At 70.5% G+C, this 25,246-nt stretch carries 26 protein-coding genes; 14 read left to right on the top strand and 12 right to left on the bottom strand.

All coding sequences use genetic code 11. From position 1 onward, the window contains the following. Window positions 1–7: 7 nt before the first annotated feature. Genes ACWD0F_RS08230 through thiE form a run of 3 tightly spaced genes read left to right on the top strand, consistent with a single transcriptional unit; the run spans window position 8 to window position 2,195 of the window. The gene (locus ACWD0F_RS08230; RefSeq protein ID WP_449873227.1) at window positions 8–1,177 is read left to right on the top strand and encodes an NAD(P)/FAD-dependent oxidoreductase; all 1,170 of its coding nucleotides are present in this window, start codon (window positions 8–10) and stop codon (window positions 1,175–1,177) included. 30 nt (window positions 1,178–1,207) lie between these two features. Then, on the top strand, window positions 1,208–1,582 hold the full coding sequence (locus tag ACWD0F_RS08225) for an Rv2175c family DNA-binding protein (protein ID WP_449873226.1): 375 nt from the start codon (window positions 1,208–1,210) through the stop codon (window positions 1,580–1,582). Beyond that, window positions 1,560–2,195: a thiamine phosphate synthase gene (gene thiE, locus ACWD0F_RS08220; protein ID WP_449873225.1), complete on the top strand. Its 636-nt coding sequence runs from the start codon at window positions 1,560–1,562 to the stop codon at window positions 2,193–2,195. The genes ACWD0F_RS08225 and thiE overlap by 23 nt, the downstream gene beginning before the upstream one ends. Before the next feature lie 209 nt (window positions 2,196–2,404). On the opposite strand, the gene ACWD0F_RS08215 is transcribed toward thiE, so the two are convergent. Beyond that, window positions 2,405–3,472: a polyprenyl synthetase family protein gene (locus tag ACWD0F_RS08215; protein WP_449873224.1), complete on the bottom strand. Its 1,068-nt coding sequence runs from the start codon at window positions 3,470–3,472 to the stop codon at window positions 2,405–2,407. A gap of 90 nt (window positions 3,473–3,562) precedes the next feature. Between ACWD0F_RS08215 and metF the strand changes: the two genes are divergently transcribed. Beyond that, window positions 3,563–4,483 carry a methylenetetrahydrofolate reductase [NAD(P)H] gene (gene metF, locus ACWD0F_RS08210; RefSeq protein WP_449873223.1) on the top strand — a complete coding sequence of 307 codons (921 nt, stop codon included), beginning with the start codon at window positions 3,563–3,565 and terminating at the stop codon, window positions 4,481–4,483. Between the two features lie 186 nt (window positions 4,484–4,669). Here metF and ACWD0F_RS08205 read toward each other — a convergent pair whose 3' ends face one another. Beyond that, window positions 4,670–5,242, bottom strand: coding sequence for a GNAT family N-acetyltransferase (locus tag ACWD0F_RS08205; RefSeq protein ID WP_449873222.1), 573 nt, complete (start codon window positions 5,240–5,242; stop codon window positions 4,670–4,672). Window positions 5,243–5,252: 10 nt separating this feature from the next. Further along, on the bottom strand, window positions 5,253–5,729 hold the full coding sequence (locus ACWD0F_RS08200) for a YbaK/EbsC family protein (RefSeq protein WP_449873221.1): 477 nt from the start codon (window positions 5,727–5,729) through the stop codon (window positions 5,253–5,255). A 122-nt stretch (window positions 5,730–5,851) separates the two neighbouring features. Between ACWD0F_RS08200 and ACWD0F_RS08195 the strand changes: the two genes are divergently transcribed. After that, the gene (locus ACWD0F_RS08195; protein ID WP_449873220.1) at window positions 5,852–6,679 is read left to right on the top strand and encodes a L,D-transpeptidase family protein; all 828 of its coding nucleotides are present in this window, start codon (window positions 5,852–5,854) and stop codon (window positions 6,677–6,679) included. Window positions 6,680–6,700: 21 nt separating this feature from the next. Here the strand turns inward: ACWD0F_RS08195 and ACWD0F_RS08190 are convergent, their stop codons facing one another. After that, a complete protein-coding gene (locus tag ACWD0F_RS08190; protein WP_449873219.1) occupies window positions 6,701–7,102 on the bottom strand; it encodes a winged helix-turn-helix transcriptional regulator in 402 nt (133 codons plus the stop codon). Between the two features lie 83 nt (window positions 7,103–7,185). Here ACWD0F_RS08190 and ACWD0F_RS08185 point away from each other — a divergent pair, with 83 nt between their 5' ends. After that, window positions 7,186–8,061, top strand: a complete 876-nt coding sequence (locus ACWD0F_RS08185) for an NmrA family NAD(P)-binding protein (protein WP_449873218.1) — start codon at window positions 7,186–7,188, stop codon at window positions 8,059–8,061. A gap of 10 nt (window positions 8,062–8,071) precedes the next feature. Here ACWD0F_RS08185 and ACWD0F_RS08180 read toward each other — a convergent pair whose 3' ends face one another. Both ACWD0F_RS08180 and ACWD0F_RS08175 read right to left on the bottom strand, forming a co-directional pair. Then, a complete protein-coding gene (locus ACWD0F_RS08180; RefSeq protein ID WP_449873217.1) occupies window positions 8,072–8,590 on the bottom strand; it encodes a hypothetical protein in 519 nt (172 codons plus the stop codon). 84 nt (window positions 8,591–8,674) lie between these two features. Beyond that, on the bottom strand, window positions 8,675–9,280 hold the full coding sequence (locus ACWD0F_RS08175) for a TetR/AcrR family transcriptional regulator (protein ID WP_449873216.1): 606 nt from the start codon (window positions 9,278–9,280) through the stop codon (window positions 8,675–8,677). A 96-nt stretch (window positions 9,281–9,376) separates the two neighbouring features. Between ACWD0F_RS08175 and ACWD0F_RS08170 the strand changes: the two genes are divergently transcribed. The 3 genes from ACWD0F_RS08170 to ACWD0F_RS08160 all read left to right on the top strand — a co-directional run bounded on the left by ACWD0F_RS08170 (window position 9,377) and on the right by ACWD0F_RS08160 (window position 11,624). Further along, a complete protein-coding gene (locus ACWD0F_RS08170; protein WP_449873215.1) occupies window positions 9,377–10,567 on the top strand; it encodes a cytochrome P450 in 1,191 nt (396 codons plus the stop codon). Between the two features lie 6 nt (window positions 10,568–10,573). Then, window positions 10,574–10,765, top strand: a complete 192-nt coding sequence (locus tag ACWD0F_RS08165) for a ferredoxin (RefSeq protein WP_449873214.1) — start codon at window positions 10,574–10,576, stop codon at window positions 10,763–10,765. Window positions 10,766–11,177: 412 nt separating this feature from the next. Beyond that, window positions 11,178–11,624 (top strand): SAV_6107 family HEPN domain-containing protein, encoded by a 447-nt coding sequence (locus ACWD0F_RS08160; protein WP_449873213.1) that lies wholly within the window; start codon window positions 11,178–11,180, stop codon window positions 11,622–11,624. 147 nt (window positions 11,625–11,771) lie between these two features. On the opposite strand, the gene ACWD0F_RS08155 is transcribed toward ACWD0F_RS08160, so the two are convergent. The 6 genes from ACWD0F_RS08155 to ACWD0F_RS08130 all read right to left on the bottom strand — a co-directional run bounded on the left by ACWD0F_RS08155 (window position 11,772) and on the right by ACWD0F_RS08130 (window position 17,851). Beyond that, window positions 11,772–12,206 carry an ester cyclase gene (locus ACWD0F_RS08155; protein ID WP_449873212.1) on the bottom strand — a complete coding sequence of 145 codons (435 nt, stop codon included), beginning with the start codon at window positions 12,204–12,206 and terminating at the stop codon, window positions 11,772–11,774. 361 nt (window positions 12,207–12,567) lie between these two features. Then, window positions 12,568–13,062, bottom strand: coding sequence for a transcriptional regulator BldD (gene bldD / locus ACWD0F_RS08150; RefSeq protein ID WP_026214021.1), 495 nt, complete (start codon window positions 13,060–13,062; stop codon window positions 12,568–12,570). A gap of 301 nt (window positions 13,063–13,363) precedes the next feature. Further along, complete coding sequence (locus tag ACWD0F_RS08145; RefSeq protein WP_449873211.1) at window positions 13,364–14,230, bottom strand: universal stress protein; 867 nt, start codon at window positions 14,228–14,230, stop codon at window positions 13,364–13,366. Further along, entirely contained in the window at window positions 14,227–15,651 is a 1,425-nt protein-coding gene (locus ACWD0F_RS08140; RefSeq protein WP_449873210.1) for an amino acid permease, read from the bottom strand. The genes ACWD0F_RS08145 and ACWD0F_RS08140 overlap by 4 nt, the downstream gene beginning before the upstream one ends. A gap of 10 nt (window positions 15,652–15,661) precedes the next feature. Continuing rightward, window positions 15,662–16,597: a carbamate kinase gene (gene arcC / locus ACWD0F_RS08135; RefSeq protein ID WP_449873209.1), complete on the bottom strand. Its 936-nt coding sequence runs from the start codon at window positions 16,595–16,597 to the stop codon at window positions 15,662–15,664. A gap of 9 nt (window positions 16,598–16,606) precedes the next feature. Then, window positions 16,607–17,851, bottom strand: a complete 1,245-nt coding sequence (locus tag ACWD0F_RS08130; protein ID WP_449873208.1) for an arginine deiminase — start codon at window positions 17,849–17,851, stop codon at window positions 16,607–16,609. Between the two features lie 252 nt (window positions 17,852–18,103). On the opposite strand from ACWD0F_RS08130, the gene pyrR reads away from it, so the two are divergent. Genes pyrR through carB form a run of 5 tightly spaced genes read left to right on the top strand, consistent with a single transcriptional unit; the run spans window position 18,104 to window position 25,223 of the window. Beyond that, window positions 18,104–18,649, top strand: coding sequence for a bifunctional pyr operon transcriptional regulator/uracil phosphoribosyltransferase PyrR (gene pyrR, locus ACWD0F_RS08125; protein ID WP_449873207.1), 546 nt, complete (start codon window positions 18,104–18,106; stop codon window positions 18,647–18,649). Then, window positions 18,646–19,563, top strand: a complete 918-nt coding sequence (locus ACWD0F_RS08120; RefSeq protein ID WP_449873206.1) for an aspartate carbamoyltransferase catalytic subunit — start codon at window positions 18,646–18,648, stop codon at window positions 19,561–19,563. Before pyrR ends, ACWD0F_RS08120 begins: the two co-directional genes overlap by 4 nt. Next, a complete protein-coding gene (locus ACWD0F_RS08115) occupies window positions 19,560–20,846 on the top strand; it encodes a dihydroorotase (protein WP_449873205.1) in 1,287 nt (428 codons plus the stop codon). The genes ACWD0F_RS08120 and ACWD0F_RS08115 overlap by 4 nt, the downstream gene beginning before the upstream one ends. A 17-nt stretch (window positions 20,847–20,863) precedes the next feature. Beyond that, complete coding sequence (carA, locus tag ACWD0F_RS08110; RefSeq protein ID WP_449873574.1) at window positions 20,864–21,949, top strand: glutamine-hydrolyzing carbamoyl-phosphate synthase small subunit; 1,086 nt, start codon at window positions 20,864–20,866, stop codon at window positions 21,947–21,949. After that, window positions 21,936–25,223, top strand: a complete 3,288-nt coding sequence (gene carB / locus ACWD0F_RS08105) for a carbamoyl-phosphate synthase large subunit (protein WP_449873204.1) — start codon at window positions 21,936–21,938, stop codon at window positions 25,221–25,223. The genes carA and carB overlap by 14 nt, the downstream gene beginning before the upstream one ends. Window positions 25,224–25,246 lie beyond the last annotated feature (23 nt).

The following is a 25,246-nucleotide window of genomic DNA, read 5'->3' as shown; positions in this document are numbered from 1 at the left end:
TATGGTCATGAACGTGAACCATGTGGTGGTGGTAGGAGCGGGCCTGGCCGGAGTGCGCACCGTGGAGGCCCTGCGCGGACGCGGATTCGGCGGCCGGATCACCCTGATCGGGCAGGAACGCCATCGCCCCTACGACCGCCCGCCCCTGTCCAAGGCGGTGCTGCTCGGCGACGCCGACACCAGCTACGTCGAAACCGACCTCGCCGCCATGGACGTCGACTTCTGGCCGGGCGTCAGCGCCAAGTCCCTGCGCTCGGGCGTCGTGGAGACGACCGAGGGCGAGCTCGGCTACGACGGCCTGGTGATCGCCACCGGAGCCGAGCCGATCCTGCTGCCCGGCGACGGCCCGCAGCACGTGCTGCGCACCATCGACGACGCGCACGAGCTCAGGGCCATGCTCGTTCCCGGAGCCCACATCGCGATCATCGGCGCGGGGTGGATCGGCGCGGAGGTCGCCACCGCCGCCCGCCGCGCCGGCTGCGAGGTGACGATCATCGAGGCCGGTCCCGCGCCGCTCGCGACCGCCGTCGGCGCCGAGATCGGCGCCCGCACCCAGCACTGGTACGACGGCATCGACCTGCGGCTCGACACCATGGTCGACTCCGTGGACGAGGGCGGCGTACGGCTGGTGGGCGGCGAGTTCGTGCAGGCCCACGCGGTCGTGACCGGCATCGGCGTACGCCCGGCGATCGAGTGGCTGGCCACCGCCGACATCGACCTGCACAACGGCGTCGTCACCGACGAGCACCTGCGCACCTCCCTGCCTCACACCGTGGCCGTCGGCGACTGCGCCGCCTGGTGGTCGCGCCGCTGGCAGACCAGGCTCCGCGTCGAGCACTGGGACACCGCCCTGAACGCCCCCGAGGTCGCCGCCGCCACCCTGCTGGGGGAGGAGGTCGCCTATGATCCGGTGCCCTACTTCTGGTCGGAGCAGTTCGGCCACATGCTCCAGTACGCCGGTCACCATCCGGCGGGCGAGCGTCTCATCCACCGTGGCGAGCCCGAGGGCAAGTGGTCGGCCGTCTGGCTGACCGCGGACGACTCCCTGGCCGCGGTGCTGGCCGTGGACCGGCCGCGCGACCTCGTACAGGGGCGCAGAATCATCGACGCGGGACACCGTCTCGACGTGGAGCGCCTGGTAGATCCAGAAGTCCCCCTACGGGATTGTGTTGTTTGAGCAAGCACGGCATGTGGTAGTTGTGGTTTCGTGACGCTTTCTGTTGCACAGATCGACCGGGAGACAGACCAGCTCGTCGACGAGTGGCTCACTCTCCCCGAAGTGGCCTCGCGCCTCGACCTCTCGCTGGGGCGAGCCAAGCAACTCCTCAAGGACCACAAACTCCTCGGCGTACGCCGAGGGGGAGGCGGGCCGCAAGTGCCCGCGGTGTTCCTCGACGGACAAGATGTGATGAAGGGTTTGCCAGGAACGCTTACTGTGTTGCTCGACGCCGGTTTCGACGACGTCGAGTCGCTGCGCTGGCTCTTCACCCCTGACGAGTCCCTGCCAGGGTCGCCCATCGAGGCGATCAAGGCCGGCCGTCACACGGAGGTCAAGCGGCGTGCCCAAGCCCTCGGTTTCTGAGGCCCGCCTCTATCTCTGCACGGACGGCCGCCGCGACCGCGGCGACCTGGCAGAGTTCCTCGATGCGGTGCTGGCCGGCGGCGTGGACATCGTCCAACTGCGGGAGAAGGGCCTGGAGGCACGCGAAGAACTCGCGCTCCTTGAGGTCTTCCGCGACGCCTGCGACCGGCACGGCAAACTGCTGGCCGTCAACGACCGGGCGGACATCGCTTACGCCGCCCGGCCCGACGTGCTCCATCTGGGGCAGGACGACCTTCCTGTGACGGTCGCGCGAGAGATACTCGGCGACGACATCGTCATCGGCAGGTCCACCCACTCCGCAGCCGAGGCATCCGCCGCGGCCGTGGAGGAGGGCGTCGACTACTTCTGCTGCGGCCCCGTCTGGCCCACGCCGACCAAGCCCGGCCGACCGGCCCCAGGGCCGCCGCTGCTCCGGCACGCGGCGTCGCTGGAGACCGCGCGGCCGTGGTTCGGGATCGGCGGCATCGACCTGGGCAACCTCGACGACGTCATGGCGTACGGGGTTCGGCGGGTCGTGGTGGTGCGGGCGATCACGCACGCGGAGGATCCGGGGGCGGCCGCTACGGAGTTCGCCAAGCGGCTGTCCGGCTGAGGCGTTCGCCTGTGTCCGGGTGGCGCTGAGGCGTCCGGTGAGGGAGAGGCGTTCAACGGCGTCCGGGTGAGCAGGTCAGGCGCCCGGCCGCCAGACGGGCGCCTTCTCCTCGCCACGGCCGCCGAGCGCGTGCCCGCCATGCCCGCTGTCCGCCATGCCCCTGTTCGGCCTGTCCGCTGTCCGGCCTGCCCGGAAGCGGCGTGCGGAGGTCAGGTCTTGCGGGAGGTGGCGGCGATGGCCAGCTCCGTCAAGGCGGTCCTGGAGCCGGGCGTGACAGGAGCCTCGTCGAGCGCGGCCAGCGCCTGGTCCAGATAGCCGCCGATCAGGTCCTCGCACTCCTGCAGGGCCCCGCTGTCGTCGATGATCCGCCGCAGCGTCTCCACACCGTCCTCGTCCAGCCCGGGATCCCCGAGCAGCCGCCGCACGGTCTCCGCGTCGTCCGGGGTGGCCCCGGCCAGCGTGCGGGCGACGAGCATGGTGCGCTTGCCCTCCCGCAGGTCGTCTCCCGCGGGCTTGCCCGTCTGCGCCGGGTCCCCGAACACCCCCAGGATGTCGTCCCGGAGCTGGAAGGCGATCCCGACCCGCCGCCCGTAGCCGGTGCACAGCTCGTCCATCCACGGCGCGAGCTCCCCGGCTGCGAGCACCAGGCCGAGCCTGAGCGGCTGCTCCACCGAGTATTTGCCGCTCTTGAACAGCGCCACCCGCAGCGCCGACTCGAACGTGTTCTCCCCGTGCGCCTGCTCCAGCAGGTCGAGGTACTGGCCGCACATCAGCTCGGTGCGCATGTGATCGTGCACGGGCTGGGCGGCGTCCAGCGACTCGCGCGGCAGGCCGCTGGTGCGCCACATCTCGCCCGACCACACCAGCAGCAGGTTGCCCAGCAGGATGGCCGCGCCCTCGCCGAACTGCTCCGCGGAGCCGTACCAGGCGGACTTCTCGTGCAGCGCCTGGAAGCGGCGGTGCGCCGACGGCATCCCCCTGCGCAGATCGCTCTTGTCCATCACGTCGTCGTGCACGAGCGCGCTCGCCTGCAGCAGCTCCAGCGAGGCGGCCGCGGTGAAGATCTCGGGCACGTCCGTGCCGCCGGCACCGCGCCAGCCCCAATAACAGAACGCCGGCCGCAGCCGCTTGCCGCCGGACAGGAGCTCGTCGGCGGCCGTGCGCAGCGGTGCCAGCTCGGAATCGCCGGAGGCGGGCAGCTGGCGGTCGACGAAGTCTCCGAGGGCACGCTCCACCTGCGTGCGCAGGGTGCTCATGCCGGCGGCGTCAGTGGTCATGTCTTGAGACTAGTGGCCAGGTGAGCGAGCTCGGATCTGCAGGCCGATCTATGGCGGCCGGTTCCGGCGATGTGGCGGTAACCTTGCACCATGGCGCTTGGTCGACCCTCCATCCGGCCCGATCGTGTTCCCACCGTCCGCGACATGCTCGCCGCCGGTGGCCGGACATTCTCCTTCGAGTTCTTCCCGCCGAAGACCGACGAGGGGGAGAGGCAGCTCTGGCGGGCGATCAGGGAGCTGGAGTCGCTGCGGCCGACGTTCGTGTCGGTGACGTACGGCGCCGGCGGCTCCACCCGTGACCGCACGGTCGACATCGTGGAGCGGATCGCCCACGACACGACTTTGACGCCTGTGGCGCATTTCACCGCGGTCGACCACTCGATCCGCGAGCTGCGCCACCTCGTGGGGCGCTTCGCCGACGCCGGGGTGCGCAACATCCTGGCCGTCCGCGGCGACCCGCCCGGCGACCCGTCGGCCGACTGGGTGCGGCACCCCGAGGGCGTGCTCTACGCCGAGGACCTGGTGCGGCTGATCAGGCAGGCGGGCGACTTCTGCGTCGGCGTGGCCGCCTTCCCCTACAAGCACCCGCGCTCGCCGTCCATCGAGTCCGACACCGAATACTTCGTCCGCAAGTGCGCGGCGGGCGCCGACTACGCGATCACGCAGATGTTCTTCCAGGCCGACGACTACCTGCGGCTGCGCGACCGGGTGGCGGCCCAGGGCTGCGAGACGCCGATCATCCCGTGCATCATGCCGGTCACCCAGATGAGCACGATCGCGCGCTCGGAGCAGCTCTCGGGAGCGCCGTTCCCGCCGGACATCGCGGCCCGCTTCGCAGAGGTCGCGGACGATCCGGCGGCGGTGCGGCGGCTGGGCATCGACCACGGCGCCGAGCTGTGTCAGCGGCTGCTGGACGAGGGCGCGCCGGGGATCCACTTCATCACGTTCAACCGGTCGAGCGCGACGCGAGAGGTCTTCCAGCGTCTCGACCGGGTGGCACTGTCCGCCTGACCCGAGGCCACGGCGACCGGGTGGCGTCGGGGGAGAAGGCCCGCCACCCGTCCGCAGGGGGACCGGGCGGGTGACGGGCAGGGGACGGTAGCCGACGCGTAAAAGAGCGGTTACTTTCTGTTATGAAAGATGCCCGCGGTCATGCCGGAGCAAACCCAGGAGTCACGGCTTCATCAGGAGTAACGCTCAGGTGAGCGGCAGCGGCCGGCCGGCGATCGCGTAGTTCTCGTAGCCGCCGGGGAAGACGAACTGCGACAGCAGGTCCGTGAAGCCCATGCTGGCGTACAGGTGCCGGGCGGCCGTGGGCTGGTCGTGCGTGGACAGCAGGGCCGAACGTTCGCGGCGGCCGGCGCACAGCGTCGTGATCATGGCGCGGCCGATGCCCTTGCCCTGGTAGTCGGGGTGGACGTGGATCTCGGCCAGCTCGAACGCGTGCCCCAGCCACGCGTCGGCCGCCTCCTCGCCCAGGCGCTCCGTCAGCGCCCTGAGGACCACGTCGTGCCACCACTGGCCGGGCGCGCCGCGAAAGCCGTAGGCGAAGCCGGCGATGCGGGGTGTCGGCTGACCGGTTTCTGGGGATATATCGCGCAATTCTGCGAAATAGCACTGGAAATAGGGATATGTCCCGTGATTCCGCATGATGGCCTTGCGGCCGCCGATCTGATCCGCGGGCGGGTTCATGGCGGCCGCGTATATGTCGATCACCGTGTCCAGCCGCTTGCCGAACTCGGCCGGACCCGCTCCGCGAAACTCGATCACCCGTCGCACACTACTCGACGTCCACCGGCGTGCCCCCCGTGATCCGCACGAGCTCGTCGAACGTCGTCGGGAACACCGTCAGCGGATGCCCGCCCGCCGCCCACACCACCTCGTGCTTGCTCAGCCAGGTGTCCACCAAGGTCCGCACCGGCGCGGGGTGCCCGACCGGGGCGACGCCGCCGATCGGCTGGCCGGTGGCCACCCTGACGAACTCCGGCGTCGCGCGGCGTACCCGCTGGACGCCCGCCGTACGGGCGATGAGCTCCACGTCCACGCGGTGCGCCCCGCTCGTCAGCACGAGCAGCGGGTCGCCGTCGGCGTCGAAGATCAGGCTGTTGGCGATGGCTCCGACCGCGCACCCCACCTGGGCGGCGGCGGTCGCCGCCGTGGGCGCCTTCTCCGGCAGCACCACGATCTCCCCGGTGGCGCCCCGTTCGCGCAGCGCGGACTCAACAACGACGGCATTAGCCGGCAACTTCTCAAGCATGGCGACAATCTAAACAGATTGCCCGATTGATTACTGGTTCATGGTGTGTGGTGTAGGGTCCTCTGATCTGTTACTTAGTGGTATGAGAGGTGGTTTGGGTGGGGCGTCGACGGCTGCCCGGTATGGCTGCTCTTCTGACGGCCGGCGCCGTCATCGTCGCGGGCTGCGGCACGCAGACGCCGGACGGCGTACGTTCCTCGTCGCCCGTCACGATCACCCGGGCCCCGGCCGCCACCCCGCCGCTCCCCACACCGGCCGCGACGCGGACCGCCGCCGCCGCGCAGTCCGGCCCGGCCGCCACGGTCGCGGCTCCGCGCAAGACGCTGAAACTGGGCGCCAAGGGCAAGTCCGTCACCTGGCTGCAGCGCCGCCTGACCGAGCTCGGCTACCGGCCGGGCAAGGCCGACGGCCGGTACGGCGGCACGACGCTCACGGCGGTGTGGGCGTTCCAGAAGGTCAACGACATCAAGCCGACCAGCACCGTCGCCAAGCGCACGTGGGCGGCCCTGGAGACCCCGGCGCTCCCCAAGGTCCTGGTCAAGAACGGCAAGCCGACCCGCGCCGAGGTCAACCTGACCAAGCAGATCATGGTCCTGTACGTCGGCGGCAAGCCCGAGCTGATCACCCACGTGTCGTCGGGCAGCGGCATCCCCTACTGCGAGACGGCGACGTGGCAGGGCAAGGAGCAGCGCTTCTGCGGCTCGGCCGGCACGCCGACCGGCAACTTCAGGACGACGTGGCGCGCGAGCGGATGGCACAAGTCCTACCTCGGCGAGCTGTACAACCCGATCTTCTTCAACGGCGGGATCGCCTTCCACGGGGCGCTGTCGGTGCCGCTCTCCCCGGCGTCGCACGGATGCGTGCGCATGCCGATGAACGTGGCCGAAGTGCTGCCCGGCATGCTGGGCAAGGGCGTGCCGGTGTACGTGCGGGGCAAGTTCAGGCGCTGACCGCTCGCGCGCCCGTCCCGGTCAGTCGTCGCCGGGATGGGCGGCGTCCCAGTCGTCGCGGGCGTCCGCCATGGCGTCCTTGTACTCCCGCGACCAGTTCGCCAGCCGTTCGACGGCGCCGGCGAGGCTGTGGCCCATCGGCGTCAGCCGGTATTCGACCTGCGGCGGAATCGTCGGGTAGGCCGTACGCTCGGCCAGCCCGTCCCGGCACAGCCGCCGCGTCGTCAGCGTCAGCATGCGCTGGGAGATGCCGGGAATCGCCCGCTGCAGCTCCCTGAACCGCCGCACCCCCTTGCTCAGCTCCACTATCACCAGCACCGTCCACTTGTCGCCGATGCGGTCGAGCACGTCGCGAATCCCGCAGTCGTCATCCCCGCACGGCCCGCCGGCCTGGGGGGTTACCGCCGTGTGCGCGACTGACATGGAAGTGCCTCCTTACGGCGGGCGCAGGACCGCGCCCATGATGGGGGCCGTCCACTTGCGGATCCACACTATGGGGTGTCCAAATGATCGTTGTCACGGGCGTGTCCGGAGCGCTGGGCGGATCGATTCTCGACGGGCTGCGGGCCGCCGGCGTGCAGGAGGTGATCGGAGCCAGCAGCTCGGGGGACGGCACGGTGGTGCGCCACGCCGACTTCGACCGGCCGGAGACGCTGAGGGAGGCGTTCGCGGGCGCGACGGTGCTGGTGTTCGTGTCCGCCGGGTACGCCGAGGACGACGTCGTGCTGGCCCGGCACGGCGCCGTGGTGCGGGCGGCCACCGAGGCGGGCGTCAGGCACGTGATCTACACCAGCCTGGCCGGCTCCGGCGACCGGCTCACCATCGCCCTCGCGCACCGGTGGACCGAGGCGCGCCTGGCCGAGGCGCCCTTCGACGTCACCGTGCTGCGCAACGGCCTGTACGCCGAACTGGCGGCCGGGATCGCGCTGTCGGGCGCCGCGGTCGCGGCCGAGAGCGGAGTGTTCCCCGCGCCGCTCGGGGACGGGCGGATCTCCGTCGTGGCCCGTGACGACCTGGCCGCCGTGGCCGTGCGGGTGGCGGCCGAGACCTGGTCCGATCTGGTGGCCGGCGTGCCGGGCCGGCACGAGGGGGAGACGTACGAGCTGGAGGGGCTGGGCGCGGTCGGCGGGCGCGAGCTCGCGGAGGTGCTGGCCGACGTGCTCGGGCGGCCCGTCGAGTATCAGACGGTGCCGGTCGGGCTCGCCCGGCCGACGCTGGCGGAGCTGGAGCCGTACCAGGCGGGGCACACGATCTCGATATTCGCCAACGTCAACGCGGGCCTGCTCGAAGCGGGGCGGAGCGACCTGCCCGCGTTCCTGGACGCGCCGCGCCCGGTGCGCGACCTGATCGCGGCGGCGGTGAAGACGGGGCTCCAGCCCTGACCGTCCACGCCTATGTCGCCGCCGCGCGTTTGCCCTCGCCGGCCACCAGTGACAGGCCGGCGGCCTGGGACAGACCGGCCGCGAGCAGCAGGAAGGCCGTGCCCGGCTGCCACGACGGGATGCCGTTCGCGAAGTCGGCGGCGTCGTAGAGCCGCGCCAGGAGCCGTACGGGATTGATCAGCGTGGCCAGGAACGCGACGGCGTACGGCACGATGAGCACGCCCGAGAGCACGAGGAGGAGCGTACGGCCGCGCCGGGGCCGCCGCAGGAGCACGCCGATGACGACGAAGGCCAGTGCCAGGACGCCGACGAAGGCGGCGGTCCACCAGACCAGCCGCCACGTGTCCACGCCCAGCGACGTCAGCCCGTCGGCCCCGACCCGGCCGCCCTCCCATCCCGGGCCCGCGACCTGCGCCTGCGAGGCCAGCCGGACGGCCACGCGGTTGACCCCCGCGTACGCCCCCGCCAGCACCGGCCCCAGCGCCAGCAGGACGAGCCCGGCCGCACGCCGCCGGCCGCTGTCCCCCATCCGCTCTCCCTTCCCCCTCGCGAAGATCCACCTTCTCAAAAGGCACACCTCTTCCGCCATCCGGCCGGGAGACGACGGCGCCGGCTAGCCGAGAGAGCGCAACCCGGCCAGCGTGACCTCGGCGGCGCGCCTGGCCGTGCCCCAGACCTGCTCCAGCGATCTGTCGTCGCCCAGGTTGGCCACCACGGCCAGCTTGACCCCGCCGATCAGCGCGCCCACCGCCGCGGCCGCGTCGACCAGGGTCAGCTGGTCGGCGTACGCCTCGTGCAGCGCCCGCGCCAGCTTGAGCTGGCTGTCGAACAGCAGGTGCAGCGCCCGGGCCTGCAGCGTCGGCTCCGTCAGGACGAGCCGGATCCGCAGCTCCGTGTCCTCGATCGTGAGCCCGTCCTGCGTCGTGGACCAGTCGAAGCTCTCGTCGACGATCCGCAGGAGCAGGTCGGCGGGCGACACGCCGGGCGCCCGGTGGGTCAGCAAGGTGACGGCCAGGTCCATCCGGTGCTGGGAGTCGTGGAAGACCACGTCCTCCTTGCTGGCGAAGTAGCTGAAGAACGTACGCGTCGAGACGTCGGCCGCCGCCGCGATCTCCGCCAGCGTGGTCTCCTCGAAGCCCTTTTCGTCGAAAAGCTGGAGCGCCGCCTCGATCAGCGCCCGGCGTGTGCGCAGTTTCTTGCGCTCCCGCAGTCCCACCATGCCGGAACTCTACTGCACGCCGTTATGTTTTTCATCGATTGAAATTTTGCATTGGATGAGGTTTTCTGGAGGGCGAGCTCGGAAAGGAGCCGCAACATGTCCGAACTGACCTTTCCCATGGTCCGGCAGCGCCCGTTCGACCCGCCGGAGGAAGTCGCGCGGCTGCGGCGGCAAGCCTCCATGCACCGCATGACCTACGCCGACGGGCACCAGGGCTGGCTGGTGACCGGCTACGCGGCCGCCCGCGCGGTGCTGGCCCACCCCGCGTTCAGCAACCGGCCGGAGCTGACGCATCCGCCCATCCCCGGCAGGGCGGCCCTGGGGAGGGCGCGCGAGTTCGTGACGCCGCCGGGGATGTTCCTGCGGATGGACGCGCCTGAGCACACGCGGTACCGCAAGCTGCTCACCGGGCAGTTCACCGTACGCAGGATGAAGCTGCTCGAACCCAGGATCGAGGAGATCACCCACGCCTGCCTGGACGCCATGGCCGCCACCGGCGGCCCGGTGGACCTCGTCGAGGCGTTCGCGCTGCCGATCCCCTCGCTGGTGATCTGCGAGCTGCTCGGCGTGCCGTACGAGGACCGCCGCCAGTTCCAGGAGGACTCCAAGATCCTGTTCAACCTGGAGACCGCGGTCGACGACGTGCTGGCGGCCCTCGGGCGGGTCTCGGCCTACCTGCTGGGCCTCATCCGGCGCAAGCGCGAGGAGCCGGCCGACGACCTGCTCTGCGGGCTCATCGAGAGCGGTGAGCTCACCGACGAGGAGCTCACCGGGGTCGCCTTCCTGCTGCTGCTGGCCGGGCACGAGACGACCGCCAACATGCTCGGACTGGGGACGTACGCGCTGCTGGCCAACCCCGGCCAGCTCGCCGTCATGCGGGACGACCCGTCGTCGGTGGACAACGGCGTCGAGGAGCTGCTCCGCCACCTCACGATCATCCACCTCGGCCCGGTACGCGCCGCGACGGCCGACGTCGAGATCGACGGCCACCTCATCAAGGCGGGCGAGGCGGTCACCCTCCACCTGCCCGCCGCCAACCGCGACCCCGCCCGCTTCGCCGGCGGCGAACACCTCGACCTCACCCGGCCGGCCGGCGGCCACCTGACCTTCGGCCACGGCATCCACCAGTGCCTGGGACAACAGCTCGCGCGCACCGAGATGCGCATCGGCTACCCTGCGCTGCTGCGCCGCTTCCCTGGCCTACGCTTGGCCGTAACGCCGGAGGAGGTGCCGATGCGCTCGGACATGAGCATCTACGGAGTGCACCGCCTCCCTGTCACTTGGTAGGTCACCATGCAAATCAAGGCAGATACAACGGTGTGCATCGGGGCGGGCATGTGCGCGCTGACCGTGCCGAAGGTGTTCGACCAGAGCGAGGAGGACGGCACGGTCCTGCTGCTGCAGGAGACGCCGCCGCAGGAGCTGGAGGACGCCGTCCGCCGCGCCGTGAACCTTTGCCCGTCGGGGGCCATCTCCGCTCCCTGAGGCGCGTCTCGGCGGCCCTGACGTCGGGGACCTCAGGCATCGATTATCCGTTGTGCGGCGCCGGGACGATCATTTGAGCCCATGGTCATCGAACCTGTGTTCGTGGAATCGGTTGACACCGAGCGTGATCGAAATTATGTTCGACGTAGTGACGGTGAGGCTCGCGGCTCAACGTCATGAGGACCTGGTCGCGGGCCGTTCGCTTCCCCAAGCGATGCCCGCGGCCAGGGCCACGGGCGAAGGGCGCGTCCTCGTCGTCGGCGGAGACGGGCGGGCGTGTCCTGGCCGGACGGGGTGAGGGGAAGCTCCTCGTCCGGCCAGCCCGGCGGAACTGTCGGTGGCGTCTGCAAGTGTTGACTCCACCGGCGGAGACGCCGGCCGCCGCCCACGACTCCAAGGAGGCGCGCAAGAGATGGCATCCAGGCCTAGAGACACCCCCGGGCCCCGGCTGTCGCCTGCGGTTCGGGCACACTTGACGGATTCACGTTCCTGCCTGGCGGAGGCGGCCCATTCCCGCACCCCGGCATCCCGATATGTGGCAGCACACCTGGCGGCCCTGCGAGCGGCGGCGGCGATGCTGGCCGCCCGCCCGCGTCCTGCGGAAGGCCGCAGGCGTCGCCTGCGCAGCGCATGGGACCTGTTGCCCGAGGCCGAGCCGCACCTGGCCGAGTGGGCCGCCTACTTCTCGGTGAGCGCCGCCAAGCGCGCCGCCGCGGAGGCGGGCATGGTCCGCGGGGTCAGCGCGGCCGACGCCGACGAGATCCTGGCCGAGGCGGAGACGTTCGTCTCCACGATCGAAGACCTTCTCGGCGTGCCGGGCCAGCCACAACTGCCAGTGGACGTCCCCATGGCAGGCTGACCCGCCACCCACCAGGAGCCGGCCGCGCGTCGAGGAGCGCCGACGCGGCCCGGATCCCCGCGTCGCAGCGCCTTGCCCGGACCGATGGGTTGCGCAGCCCGGACGCCACGTCCAAGCGCTTTGCCCGGACCGATGGGCGATGTGGTGTCAGGCCATCTCTTTGCTGGGGAGTGAGACGCCCAGCTGGCTGTAGAGCTCCCACTGGTCGTAGTAGTCGCGGTCTGTGATGATCATGCCGTTCTCGACGGAGGCCACCGACACGCCGCGGACCGCGACGTGGCGTCCGGTCCGCTGCAGCATCCTGCCGTCCGAGGCCAGGAAGGGCCCGTCGTGAGTCCCGGTCAGCATGTACTCGGTGACCGCGGGATCGTCCAGCACCGGTTTGCTCCAGGCGGTGAACCTCAGGTCGGGAAAACCCGCGAAGAAATGGCCGAAATACCAGCCGATCTGCTCGTGTCCCTCCGCCATGCCCGTCGGCGAGACCAGGACGGCGTTATCGGCGAAGAATCGAAGGATGCCTTCAACGTCATGATGGTTGAACGCGCTGATGATGTCATCCCTGATCTCCCGGGCACTGGTCATGGCAACCACCCCCGCTCGTGCCCTCGCCCACTAAAGGCGCATAAATCCACGTTAACAGTGCTCTGGCGACCGGAGAAGATAACCGGCGCGGGCACGGCCCGGTCCCCGGAGGGCGCGGCGGCGGAAGGCGCCTACGCCGTCCAGCAGGCGCGAACGGGCGCTTCGCACGCATGCGCGCGGTGCCGACGGGCCCTGCTCTCGCGGGCCTCGTCGAAAAGGTCAAACCGCGAAAGCCCGTCCCGGAGCCTGCATGCGTCTCCGGAACGGACGTCCTTCGCACCATGACGACCTGGACGGCGCCGTTCGACGGGCCACCTCGAAACGGCACGTCGTCAGGTCATCGGACCTCAGACGTAAGATCTCAGAACGACTCGACGGCGCGGCGCGCCTCGGCGTCCAGCACGCCCCAACTGATGAGCTCCTCGGTCAGCTCGCTCGGCGACTTGTCGTAGATCACGGCAAGGGAACGCAGATCTTCCTGCCGGATCGACAGGACCTTGCCGTTGTAGTCGCCACGCTGGCTCTGGATGGTGGCGGCGTAGCGGGCCAGCGCCCCCGCCTTCTCCTTCGGCAGGGTGGCCAGGCGCTCCAGGTCGATGACAAGTTTCGGTGTCGGCCCGAGCGGGCTGGGGGCGGCGCCACCCGGCAGCAGCTCGGAGACGGGCACCCCGTAGAAGTCGGCAAGCTCGGCAAGCTTCTGCACGGTCACCGCTCGGTCGCCGCGCTCATAGGAGCCAACGACCACGGCCTTCCACCTGCCGCGCGACTTCTCTTCGACTCCATGCAGGGAAAGCCCCTGCTGGGTGCGGATGGCACGGAGTCGTGCACCCAGCGACTTTGCGTACTCAGACGGCATCGTGTGGCCCCCCGGCTCTCGTATGTAGCGCTCTTAGTAGATTGTGCTCCCTTGCGGCGTATGCCCGAGCCACCGGGGGGTTAGGTGCCAGGCTCGGCACCATCGGTAGCCAGGGCTCTGGGTTTACCCCAGAACGCCGCGAGGTGTGGTTACGCACAGTGACGGTAAAGGGGTGGACGCCTAAGGTCAAGCTGATTGGAAAAAAGATGCCGAATCCGGTCCGGTAGGGAACGCCACAAAGACCCCTGATGTCCCACTGGTAACAGGACTTCGTCATAGTTTGACGAGGGATTGCGGCGTGTCAGGTCTGCCTGGTGAGAATCATGACGGGACGGGTCGCCGCCCGTACGATCTTGATCGAGGTGTCCCCGAGGAAGACCCGCCTGAGTGGCCCGGTCGCGCTGGAAGCGCATATGATCATTTCGCCGGGGAGCCACGAGGTCCCGCCCAGTGCCTGTGCGACGGTGCGGCCCTCCAGCACCTCGACCTCCACGGGCAGCCGCCGCGACTGCCCGCGTGCCGCCACCCGCAGGTCGTTCGCCGCCTGGTCGCGCAGGCGCAACACCATCTCCTCCTCGATCCCGGCCCGCCGGCCGCCGCTGACCACGAGCGTGACGAGGCGCAGCGGGACGTCGAGCGCGACCGCCGTCCTGGCCGCGTCCTTGACCGCCGCGTCGCAGCCGGGGCCCCGGCGGTAGGCGACGGTGAGGCGCTCGAAGGCGGCGGGCCGCTGGTCGCCGTAGCCGCGCGGCGCCAGCAGCACCGGCACGGAGGAGGAGTGCAGGAGCTGGTCGGCGGTGCTGCCGACGGTGATGCGGCCCCTGACCCCGCGGGGCGCCGAGCCGATCACGACCACGTCCGAGCTCCGCTTGCGCGCCAGCTCCACCAGCCCGCGCCCGCTGCCCTTGTTGGTGTGCACGAGGTACTCGGCGTCGCCGCCCGCCAGCTCGCGCGCCTGGGCGAGCGTCGCCTCCGCCTGCTCGCGCAGGAAGGCGCGCCACGCGCTCTCGTCGGCCCGGGCGGGCCCCGGCGCCGACCAGACGGGCGGCTGCACGGTCGCCACCGTCAGGCGCGCGTGCGCCTGCTCCTTGACGAGAACGGCCAGGGCCAGCCCGTCGCGGCCCCGGGGCTCGGAGATGAATCCGGCCAGAACGTTGTCGAGTCTCATTCACGCACCTCGGCGTTCAGCCGCGAATGGCCATAGCCGTACAGGAAGTAACAGAGCAGTCCGAAGAGCATCCACAACCCGAACGCCGCCCAGGTCACCCCGGCCAGCCCCGCCATCACGACGACGCAGAAGATCGTGCCGAGCACCGGCGTGGCGGGGAACAACGGCGTGCGGAAGGTGCGCGGCAGCTCGGGACTGCGGTAACGCAGGACGAGGACGCCGATGTTGACGATGGCGAAGGCGAACAGCGTGCCGATGCTGGTCGCCTCGGCGAGTTGCCCGAGGGGCACCAGCCCGGCCAGCACCGAGATGAACAGGGCCACGATGAGGGTGTTGGCGACGGGAACCTGACGGCGCGGGTTGACGCGCTGGAAGACGCGGGGGATGAGCCCGTCGCGGGACATCGCGAACAGGATGCGCGTCTGGCCGTAGATGACCGTCAGCACGACGCTGGCGATGGCGATGACCGCGCCGAAGGAGACGATCAGGCCGGGCCAGGTGGCGCCGACGGCCAGGTCGGCGATGTGGGACAGGCTCGCCTCGGTGCCCTCGGGATCGAAGTCGCTCCACGGCATCGCGCCGACGGCGGCCAGGGCCACGAGCACGTACACGGTGGTCACGATGGCCAGCGACAACAGGATGGCCAGGGGCAGGTCGCGCTTGGGGTTCTTGGCCTCCTCGCCGGCGGTGGAGGCGGCGTCGAAGCCGATGTAGGAGAAGAAGACCTGGGAGGCCGCCGCCGTGATCCCCGCCACCCCCATGGGGGCGAACGGCGCGAAATTGCCGGCCTGGAACGCGCTGAAGGCCACCACGCAGAAGAACGCCAGCACCGCGACCTTGATCAGCACGAACACCGCGTTCGCGGTGGCGCTCTCCGAGGCGCCGTACAGCAGCAGCCAGGTCGCCAGCAGCACGATGACGATCGCGGCGACGTTGACCACGCCGCCCTCCTGGCCGGGGGAGCGGGTGATCGCGTCGGGCAGCGTGAAGCCGAACAGGGAGCGCAGGAACGCGTTGAGGTATTCGCCCCAGCCCACGGCCACGGCCGCGACCGACACGGCGTACTCCAGCATGAGACACCAGCCGCAGATCCACGCCACGAGCTCGCCCAGGGTCGCGTACGCGTAGGAATACGACGAGCCGGACACCGGGATCGTCCCGGCCAGCTCCGCGTACGACAGCGCCGAGAACAGCGCCGTGACGGCCGCCAGCACGAACGCCAGCACCACCGCCGGCCCCGCCTTGGGCACCGCCTGCCCGAGGATGACGAAGATCCCGGTGCCCAGCGTGGCACCCACGCTGAACAGGGTGAGCTGCCACAGCGACATCGTCCGCCGCAACTCGCCGCCCTCGCCCTGCCCGCCCTCGGCCACGATGCGGTCGGTGGGCTTGGTACGGAAGAGCCGTCCGGCCAGCGTCATCCGACACCCCCTACAGCGTGCTCGTCAGCGGCCATCTGCCGTTGGGTGTGACGATCGTGCCCGCTGAGCCGTCGAGTATGCGCTCGGCCTCGTCGAGCCGCCCGATGGCGGCCATGTCGCCCGTGCTCTCCACGAACCGGCACACCGCCGCGACCTTCGGCCCCATCGACCCGGCGGGGAACTCCATGGCCCGCAGCTCGTGCGGCGTGGTGTGGGCGATCTCCGTCTGGTGCGGCGTGCCGAAGCCGCGCATGACCCTCGGCACGTCGGTGAGGATCAGCAGCGCGTCGCACTCCAGCGCCTCGGCCAGCATCGCGGACGTCAGGTCCTTGTCGATGACCGCCTCGACGCCGGTCAGCCGGCCGTGCTCGTCGCGGACGACCGGGACGCCGCCGCCGCCCGCGCAGACCACGACCACGCCCTCGCGGCTCAGCTTGCGGATCAGGCGGGTCTCCACGACCCGCTGCGGGGCGGGGGAGGGGACGACGCGCCGCCAGTGGGGACCGTCCTGCCGGACCGTCCAGCCGTGCTCGCCGGCCAGCTTCTCCGCCTCGTCCCGCTCGTAGACCCGGCCGACGAACTTGGCGGGCTCCTCGAAGGCCGGGTCCACGGCCGACACCAGCGTCTGCGTGACCAGGGCGAGGACCTGCCGGCCCGGCAGCGCGTTCTGCAGCGCCTGCTGCAGCCAGTAGCCGATCATGCCCTGCGTCTGCGCGACGAGCGTGTCGAACGGGTAGGGCCCGCTCAGGCCGGGGTCGGCGGCGCTCTGCACCGCCAGCAGGCCGACCTGCGGGCCGTTGCCGTGGGTGATGACCAGCTCGTGCCGCCCGGCCAGCCGGGCGAGCGTGACGGCGACCGCGCGGACGTTGCGCAACTGGGCGCCGGCGTCCGGCCGCTGGCCGCGCCTGAGCACCGCGTTGCCGCCCAAGGCGACGATGACCCGCATGCGACCTCCCTAGACGCCCTCACGCTCGAGCGGGCAGCTCATGCACCGCGGCCCGCCGCGTCCCCTGCCGAGCTCGCTGCCCCTGATCGTGATGACCTCGATCCCGTTGTCCCGCAGATAGTTGTTGGTGGTGGTGTTGCGCTCGTAGGCGACGACCACGCCCGGCGCCAGCGCCAGGCCGTTGCACCCGTCGTCCCACTGCTCGCGCTCGGCGGCGGACACGTCCTGCGTGGGTGTCAGGACGGTGATGGCGGCCAGGTCCAGCGCGTGGGCGATGGCCTGGTGCATGTCCTCCGGCGGATGGTCGGTGACCTTGAGCTCCTTGTCCGTCCCGCCGGGCTCGATCGTGTACGCGGGCAGCATGCCGATGCCCGCGTACTTGGTGAACACCCCGACGTCCAGCATCGTCATCACGGTGTCCAGATGCATGAACGCCCGCGCCTTCGGCATGTCGAGCGCCACGATCCGCGTCGCGGCGCGGGCCCTGAACAGCCGCCGCGCCAGCATCTCGACCGCCGGCGGCTGCGTGCGCTCGCTCATCCCGATCAGCACCGCGCCCCGGCCGAGAACCAGGACGTCGCCGCCCTCCATGGTGGCCGGGGCCACCGACCGGCCGGGCAGCCAGCAGTGGAAGCCGCCGTCCTCGGGGCGGTCGAAGCCGCCGGCGAACATCGGGTGATACCTGTAGACGGCCTCCATGTTGACCGTCTCGCGCATGCGGGCCTTCTTCTTCATCGCGTTGATCGACACGCCGCCGTAGATCCAGCAGGAGGTGTCGCGGGTGAACAGGTGGTTGGGCAGCGGCGGCAGGATGAAGTCGTCGCCGGCCGTGGTGTGGAAGGTCACCGACTCGGGGGCGCAGCCCAGCTCGGCCAGCTCGCGCTTGGTGATGCCGCCCGTCAGGTAGACCGCCAGCGTCTCGGGGGCCATGCCGTCGAGCGTGTTGCGGATGTCGTCGATGGCCACGGGGCCGAGCCAGCGCTCGTCGATGACCGCGTCCAGGATGTGCTTGCGCGCCTCGGGGATGCCGACCGTCTCTTCGAGCAGGTCGGACAGCAGGTGGACGCGGACGCCGCGCTCGCGCAGCACCCGCTGGAACTCCTCGTGCTCCTCCATCGCGCGCTGCACCCACAGCACGTCGTCGAAGAGGAACGCGTCCTTGTTGGTGGGGGTCAGCCGCTTCAGCGACAGCTCGGGCTTGTGCAGCAGGACCTGGCGCAGACGACCGACCTCGGAATCGACGTGGAATGTCATCTTCGCTGTATTCCCCTTAAAAAGGGCGAATGGCATGGCGGGCCGGAAATCGGTCGCCGGGCGACCGCCCGGGGACCTGCCCGGCCGGAAGCCCCTTGACACAGGGGCGAACCGGGAAATTACCCGATCAAGACCAGGTGCACGGCACGCGAGGCCGCTCGCGTTGTACCTGGTGGGCCCTGGTACTGTGTGTCCCGACCAACACCCTTTTAAGACCCGTCCCGTGAGGCGGGAAAGGTGGTGAGATTCGCCATGTCCGAATCCAGGGCCGTTCTGGAGGCTCCGGACATCCACCGTGCGCTGACCCGGATCGCGCACGAGATCCTCGAACGTACCAAGGGCGCCGGCGATGTCGTCCTGCTCGGCATCCCCACCCGCGGCGCGACGCTGGCCGGCCGGCTCGGCGACCGCATCGAGCAGTTCGAAGGGGTCAAGATCCCCGTCGGCTCGATCGACATCACGATGTACCGCGACGACCTGCGGCGGGGGCCCGTCCGGCCGCTCGGCCGCACCGACCTGCCGCCCGACGGCATCGACGGCAAGATCGTCGTGCTCGTGGACGACGTCCTCTACTCGGGCCGCACCGTGCGCGCCGCGCTGGACGCGCTCAACGACCTCGGCCGGCCCACCGCCGTGCAGCTCGCCACGCTGGTCGACCGCGGCCACCGCGAGCTGCCCATCCGCGCCGACTACGTGGGCAAGAACCTCCCCACCGCCAAGAGCGAGAAGGTCAAGGTCTATCTGCAGGAGATCGACGGCCGCGACGCCGTCCTCCTCATGAAGGGGGACGCCCAGTGAACCGGCACCTGATCTCCGCCGGAGACCTGTCCAGGGACGACGCGCTGCTCATCCTCGACACCGCGGAGGAGCTGGCGAGAGTTTCGGAACGTTCCATCAAGAAGCTGCCCACGCTGCGCGGGCGCACGGTGGTCAACCTGTTCTTCGAGGACTCCACCCGCACGCGCATCTCGTTCGAGGCGGCGGCCAAGCGGCTGTCCGCCGACGTGATCAACTTCTCGGCCAAGGGGTCGAGCGTGTCCAAGGGCGAGTCGCTCAAGGACACCGCGCTCACCCTGGAGGCCATGGGCGCCGACGCGGTCGTCATCCGCCACAGTGCCTCCGGCGCGCCGCACCGCCTGGCCAACTGGGTGCGCGGCAGCGTCGTCAACGCCGGTGACGGCACCCACGAGCACCCCACGCAGGCGCTGCTCGACGCCTTCTCGATGCGCCGCCGCCTGGGCGGCCTCGAAGGCCGCAAGGTGACCATCGTCGGCGACGTCCTGCACAGCCGGGTCGCCCGCTCCAACGTGCTGCTGCTGCACACGCTGGGCGCCGAGGTGACGCTGGTCGCGCCGCCCACGCTGGTGCCCGTCTCCATCGGCACCTGGCCCTGCGAGGTCTCCTACGACCTCGACGGCGTGCTGCCCAAGTCCGACGTCGTGATGATGTTGCGGGTGCAGAAGGAGCGGATGAACGCCGCGTACTTCCCCAGCGAGCGCGAGTACTCCCGCCGGTACGGGCTCGACCGCGACCGGTTCGCCAAGATGCCCGAGGACGCCATCGTCATGCATCCGGGGCCGATGAACCGGGGCATGGAGATCGCGGCCGAGGTGGCCGACTCGGCGCGCTCCACGATCGTGGAGCAGGTCGCCAACGGCGTGACCATCCGCATGGCCGTCCTGTACCTGCTCCTCGGGGGAGAGATCGCATGATCATTCGCAATGTCAGGATCCTGGGCGGGGAGCCGGTCGACCTCCGGATCTCCGACGGGGTGATCGCGGAGATCGGGCCGGGGCTGGAGGGCGCCGAGGAGATCGACGCCGCGGGCGCGATCGCGCTGCCCGGCCTGGTGGACCTGCACACCCACCTGCGCGAGCCCGGCCGCGAGGACGCCGAGACCGTGCAGACCGGCACCCAGTCGGCGGCCAGGGGCGGCTACACCGCCGTGCACGCCATGGCCAACACCTCGCCCGTCGCCGACACCGCGGGCGTGGTGGAGCAGGTGTGGCGGCTCGGCCGCGAGTTCGGCCACTGCGACGTGCACCCGGTCGGCGCCGTCACCGTCGGGCTGGAGGGCCGGCAGCTCGCCGAGCTGGGCGCGATGGCCGACTCGGCCGCCCGCGTGCGCGTCTTCTCCGACGACGGCAAGTGCGTCGACGACGCCGTGCTGATGCGCCGCGCCCTGGAATACGTCAAGGCGTTCGACGGCGTCGTCGCCCAGCACGCCCAGGAGCCCAGGCTCACCTCCGGCGCCCAGATGAACGAGGGCGTCGTCTCCGGCAGGCTCGGCCTGACCGGCTGGCCCGCGGTCGCCGAAGAGGCGATCATCGCCCGGGACTGCCTCCTGGCCGCCCACGTCGGCTCCAGGCTGCACGTCTGCCACGTCTCCACGGCCGGCTCGGTCGAGATCCTGCGCTGGGCCAAGTCCAAGGGCTGGAACATCACCGCCGAGGTCACCCCGCACCACCTGCTGCTCACCGACGACCTCGTCGAGGAGTCGCCGGTCGGCGCCTACAACCCCATCTACAAGGTCAATCCGCCGCTGCGCACCCGCGCCGACGTCGAGGCCCTGCGGGCCGCGCTGGCCGACGGCACGATCGACATCGTCGCCACCGACCACGCCCCCCACCCGGTCGAGGACAAGGAGACCGAGTGGTCGGCCGCGGCCATGGGCATGGTCGGGCTGGAGACCGCGCTCAGCGTGGTCCAGGAGGCCATGGTCGAGACCGGGCTGCTCGACTGGGCCGGCGTGGCCCAGCGCATGTCCGTGGTGCCCGCGCTCATCGGCCGCCTCGCAGGGCATGGCCGGCCCCTGGAGGCCGGCTCTCCCGCCAACATCACGTTGTACGACCCGTCCGCCCGCACCAAGGTGGACCCGTCGGCCTTCGCGTCCAAGAGCAGGAACACCCCTTACGAGGGGATGACGTTGCCCGGCAGGGTAGTGGCCACGTTCCTGCGCGGCAGGCCGACCGTTCTTGAAGGGAAGCTGGTTTGAACTCAGCGGTGCTCGTCATGGAAGACGGCCGCGTCTTCCACGGAACTCCCTATGGCGCCGAAGGTGAGACGTTCGGCGAGATGGTCTTCAACACCGGCATGACCGGCTATCAGGAGACCCTCACCGACCCGTCCTACCACCGGCAGATCGTCGCGATGACGGCGCCCCACATCGGCAACACCGGTGTCAACGACGAGGACCCCGAGTCCTCCCGTGTCTGGGTCGCCGGCTACGTCGTGCGCGAGCCCTCCAGGGTGGTCTCCAACTGGCGGGCCAACCGCTCGCTGGACGACTACCTCAAGGAGCAGGGCGTCGTCGGCATCGCCATCACCGGCACCCGCGCGCTCACCCGCCACCTGCGCGAGCGCGGGGCCATGCGCGCCGGCATCTTCAGCGCGCCGTCCGTGCCGGTCGAGGAGCTGGTCGAGCGGGTGCGCAGCGCCCCCCGCATGGAGGGCGCGGACCTGTCCGCCGAGGTGGCCACGGCCGAGCCCTACGTGGTGCCGGCGATCGGCGCCAAGAAGTTCACGGTCGCGGCCGTGGACCTGGGCATCAAGGGCATGACGCCGCACCGGATGGCCGAGCGCGGCTGCGAGGTGCACGTGCTGCCGGCGCACGCGACGTACGAGCAGATCATGGCCGTCGAGCCGGACGGCGTGTTCCTGTCCAACGGCCCGGGCGACCCCGCCACGGTGGACGTCACGGCGCTGCGCCAGGTGCTGGAGGCCGGGATCCCGTTCTTCGGCATCTGCTTCGGCAACCAGATCTTCGGGCGGGCCCTGGGCCTTTCCACCTACAAGCTGCGTTACGGGCACCGGGGGGTCAACCAGCCGGTTCAGGACGTACGCACCGGGAAGGTGGAGATCTCGGCCCACAACCACGGGTTCGCGGTCGAGGCGCCGCTCGACGGGCCGTTCGACACCCCGTACGGGCAGGCCGAGGTCAGCCACGTCAACCTCAACGACCGCTGCGTGGAGGGGCTGCGCCTGCTCGACGGGCGCGCCTTCAGCGTCCAGTACCACCCGGAGGCCGCCGCAGGGCCCCACGACGCCGCATACCTTTTCGACGAGTTCTGTGAGGTCATGAGCCGTGCCCAAGCGTGAGGACATCAACTCCGTCCTGGTGATCGGCTCCGGGCCGATCGTGATCGGTCAGGCGTGCGAGTTCGACTACTCCGGCACCCAGGCGTGCCGGGTGCTGCAGGACGAGGGCTTCCGCGTGATCCTCGTCAACAGCAACCCGGCGACGATCATGACGGACCCCGAGTTCGCCGACGCCACGTACATCGAGCCGATCACCCCCGAGTACGTCGAGAAGATCATCGCCAAGGAGCGCCCCGACGCGCTGCTGCCGACCCTGGGCGGCCAGACCGCGCTCAACACGGCGGTCGCGCTGCACGAGTCGGGCGTGCTGGAGCAGTACGGCGTCGAGCTCATCGGCGCCGACTTCGACGCGATCCAGGCGGGCGAGAACCGCGAGCGGTTCAAGCAGATCGTCGCCAAGGTGGCCCGCGAGTACGGCTTCAACGCCGAGTCGGCCAACTCGGTCATCTGCCACTCGATGGAGGACTGCCTGGCCGGCGCCAAGGAGCTGGGCTACCCCGTGGTGGTCAGGCCGTCGTTCACCATGGGCGGCGCCGGCTCCGGGTTCGCCTACGACGAGAGTGATCTGCGGCGCATCGCCGGCGCCGGGCTCGACGCCTCGCCGACCACCGAGGTGCTCCTGGAGGAGTCGATCCTCGGCTGGAAGGAGTACGAGCTCGAGGTCATGCGCGACAAGCGCGACAACGTGGTCATCGTCTGCTCCATCGAGAACATCGACCCGATGGGCGTGCACACCGGCGACAGCGTCACGGTCGCGCCCGCGCTGACCCTGACCGACCGCGAATACCAGAACATGCGCGACGTCGCCATCGCGGTCATCCGCGAGGTCGGCGTCGACACGGGCGGCTGCAACATCCAGTTCGCGGTCGACCCCGCCAGCGGCCGCATGATCGTCATCGAGATGAACCCGCGCGTGTCGCGGTCCTCGGCGCTGGCGTCCAAGGCGACCGGGTTCCCGATCGCGAAGATCGCGGCCAAGCTGGCCATCGGCTACACGCTCGACGAGATCCCCAACGACATCACCAAGGAGACCCCGGCCTCCTTCGAGCCGACGCTCGACTACATCGTGGTGAAGGTGCCGCGGTTCGCGTTCGAGAAGTTCAAGGGCGCCGACCAGACGCTCACCACGCACATGAAGTCCGTGGGCGAGGCCATGGCCATCGGCCGCTCCTTCCCCGAGGCGCTGCAGAAGGCGCTGCGGTCGCTGGAGAAGAAGAACTCCTCCTTCTCGTGGGCAGGCGACATCTCCGACAAGTCCGAGCTGCTGGCCGCGTGCCGCATCCCGCACGACGGGCGGCTGCGGACGATGCAGCAGGCCATCAGGGCGGGCGCCACGGCCGCCGAGCTGTTCGAGGCGACCCACGTCGACCCCTGGTTCCTCGACCAGCTCTTCCTCCTCGACGAGGAGGCGCGGGAGGTGGCCGGCGCGCCCGAGCTCACCGCCGAGGTGCTGGAGCGCGCCAAGCGCCACGGGTTCAGCGACGTGCAGATCGGCGAGATCCGCGGCATCGACGAGGCCAGGGTCCGCGACCTGCGCCACGCGCTCGGGCTGCGGCCGGTCTACAACACCGTCGACACGTGCGCCGCCGAGTTCGCCGCCAAGACGCCCTACCTCTACTCCACCTACGACGAGGAGAACGAGGTCCCCTACGGCGAGCGGCAGAAGGTGATCATCCTCGGCTCCGGGCCCAACCGCATCGGGCAGGGCATCGAGTTCGACTACGCGTGCGTGCACGCCTCGTTCGAGCTGTCCAGGGCCGGGTTCGAGACCGTCATGGTCAACTGCAACCCGGAGACCGTCTCGACCGACTACGACACCTCCGACCGGCTCTACTTCGAGCCGCTCACCCTGGAGGACGTCCTGGAGGTCGTGCACGCCGAGCAGGAGACCGGCCCCGTCGCGGGCGTGATCGTGCAGCTCGGCGGCCAGACGCCGCTGGGCCTGGCGCAGGCGCTGAAGGACGCCGGGGTGCCCGTGGTCGGCACCTCGCCCGAGTCCATCCACCTGGCCGAGGAGCGCGGCGCGTTCGGCCGCGTCCTGGCCGAGGCCGGCCTGCCCGCGCCCAAGCACGGCACCGCGCTGACCGTCGCCGAGGCCCTCGCCATCGCCGAGGAGATCGGCTACCCGGTGCTGGTGCGCCCCTCCTACGTCCTGGGCGGGGCCGGCATGGCCATCGTCTACGACGACGAGACGCTCACCACCTACATGGCGGCCCAGGAGGGCGGCCATCCCGTGCTGGTCGACAAGTTCCTCGACGAGGCCATCGAGATCGACGTGGACGCGCTCTACGACGGCACGGAGCTCTACCTGGGCGGCGTCATGGAGCACATCGAGGAGGCCGGCATCCACTCCGGCGACTCGGCGTGCGCGCTGCCGCCCATCACGCTCGGCAGCCTCGACATCAAGCGCATCCGCGCCGCCACCGAGGCCATCGCCGCCGGGGTGGGCGTGCGCGGGCTCCTGAACGTCCAGTACGCCATGTCGGCCGGCGTCCTGTACGTCCTGGAGGCCAACCCGCGCGCCAGCCGTACGGTGCCGTTCGTGTCCAAGGCCACGGCGGTGCCGCTGGCCAAGGCGGCGGCCCGGGTGATGCTCGGCACGTCGATCGCCTCGCTCCGGGAGGAGGGCATGCTGCCCGCCACCGGCGACGGCGGCACGCTGCCCCTGGACGCCTCCATCGCGGTCAAGGAGGCCGTGCTGCCCTTCAACCGGTTCAGCGGCGTGGACACCGTCCTGGGGCCCGAGATGCGCTCCACGGGCGAGGTGATGGGCATCGACGAGTTCTTCGGGGTCGCCTACGCCAAGTCCCAGGCGGGCGCCTACGGCGAACTGCCGACCAAGGGACGCGCGTTCGTGTCCGTGGCCAACCGGGACAAGCGTGCGATGATCTTCCCTGTGAAGGCGCTGGCGGATCTCGGGTTCGAGATCCTGGCCACCGAGGGCACGGCCGAGGTGCTGCGCCGCAACGGCGTCCATGCCAAGATCGTGCGAAAGCACAGCGAGGGGACGGGTCCCGGAGGTGAGCCCACGAGTGTGCAGGCCATTCTCGACGGCGAGGTCGACCTGATCGTCAACACGCCCTTCGGCAGCCCCGGGCAGTCGGGCCCGCGGCTCGACGGCTACGACATCCGCACCGCCGCGGTGCAGCGCGGCATCCCGTGCATCACCACGGTCGCGGGACTCGCCGCCGCGGCGGCCGGCATCCAGGCGATCGTGCGGGGCGACATCGGCGTACGGTCGCTGCAGGAGCACGCACAGGCACTCCGGGGCTGACCCCGCACGGGAGGTGAAGACGG

The organism is Nonomuraea sp. NPDC002799 (assembly GCF_053592075.1).
Note: the sequence above shows the minus strand (reverse complement) of the source record. Positions and strands in the feature narration are given on the sequence as shown.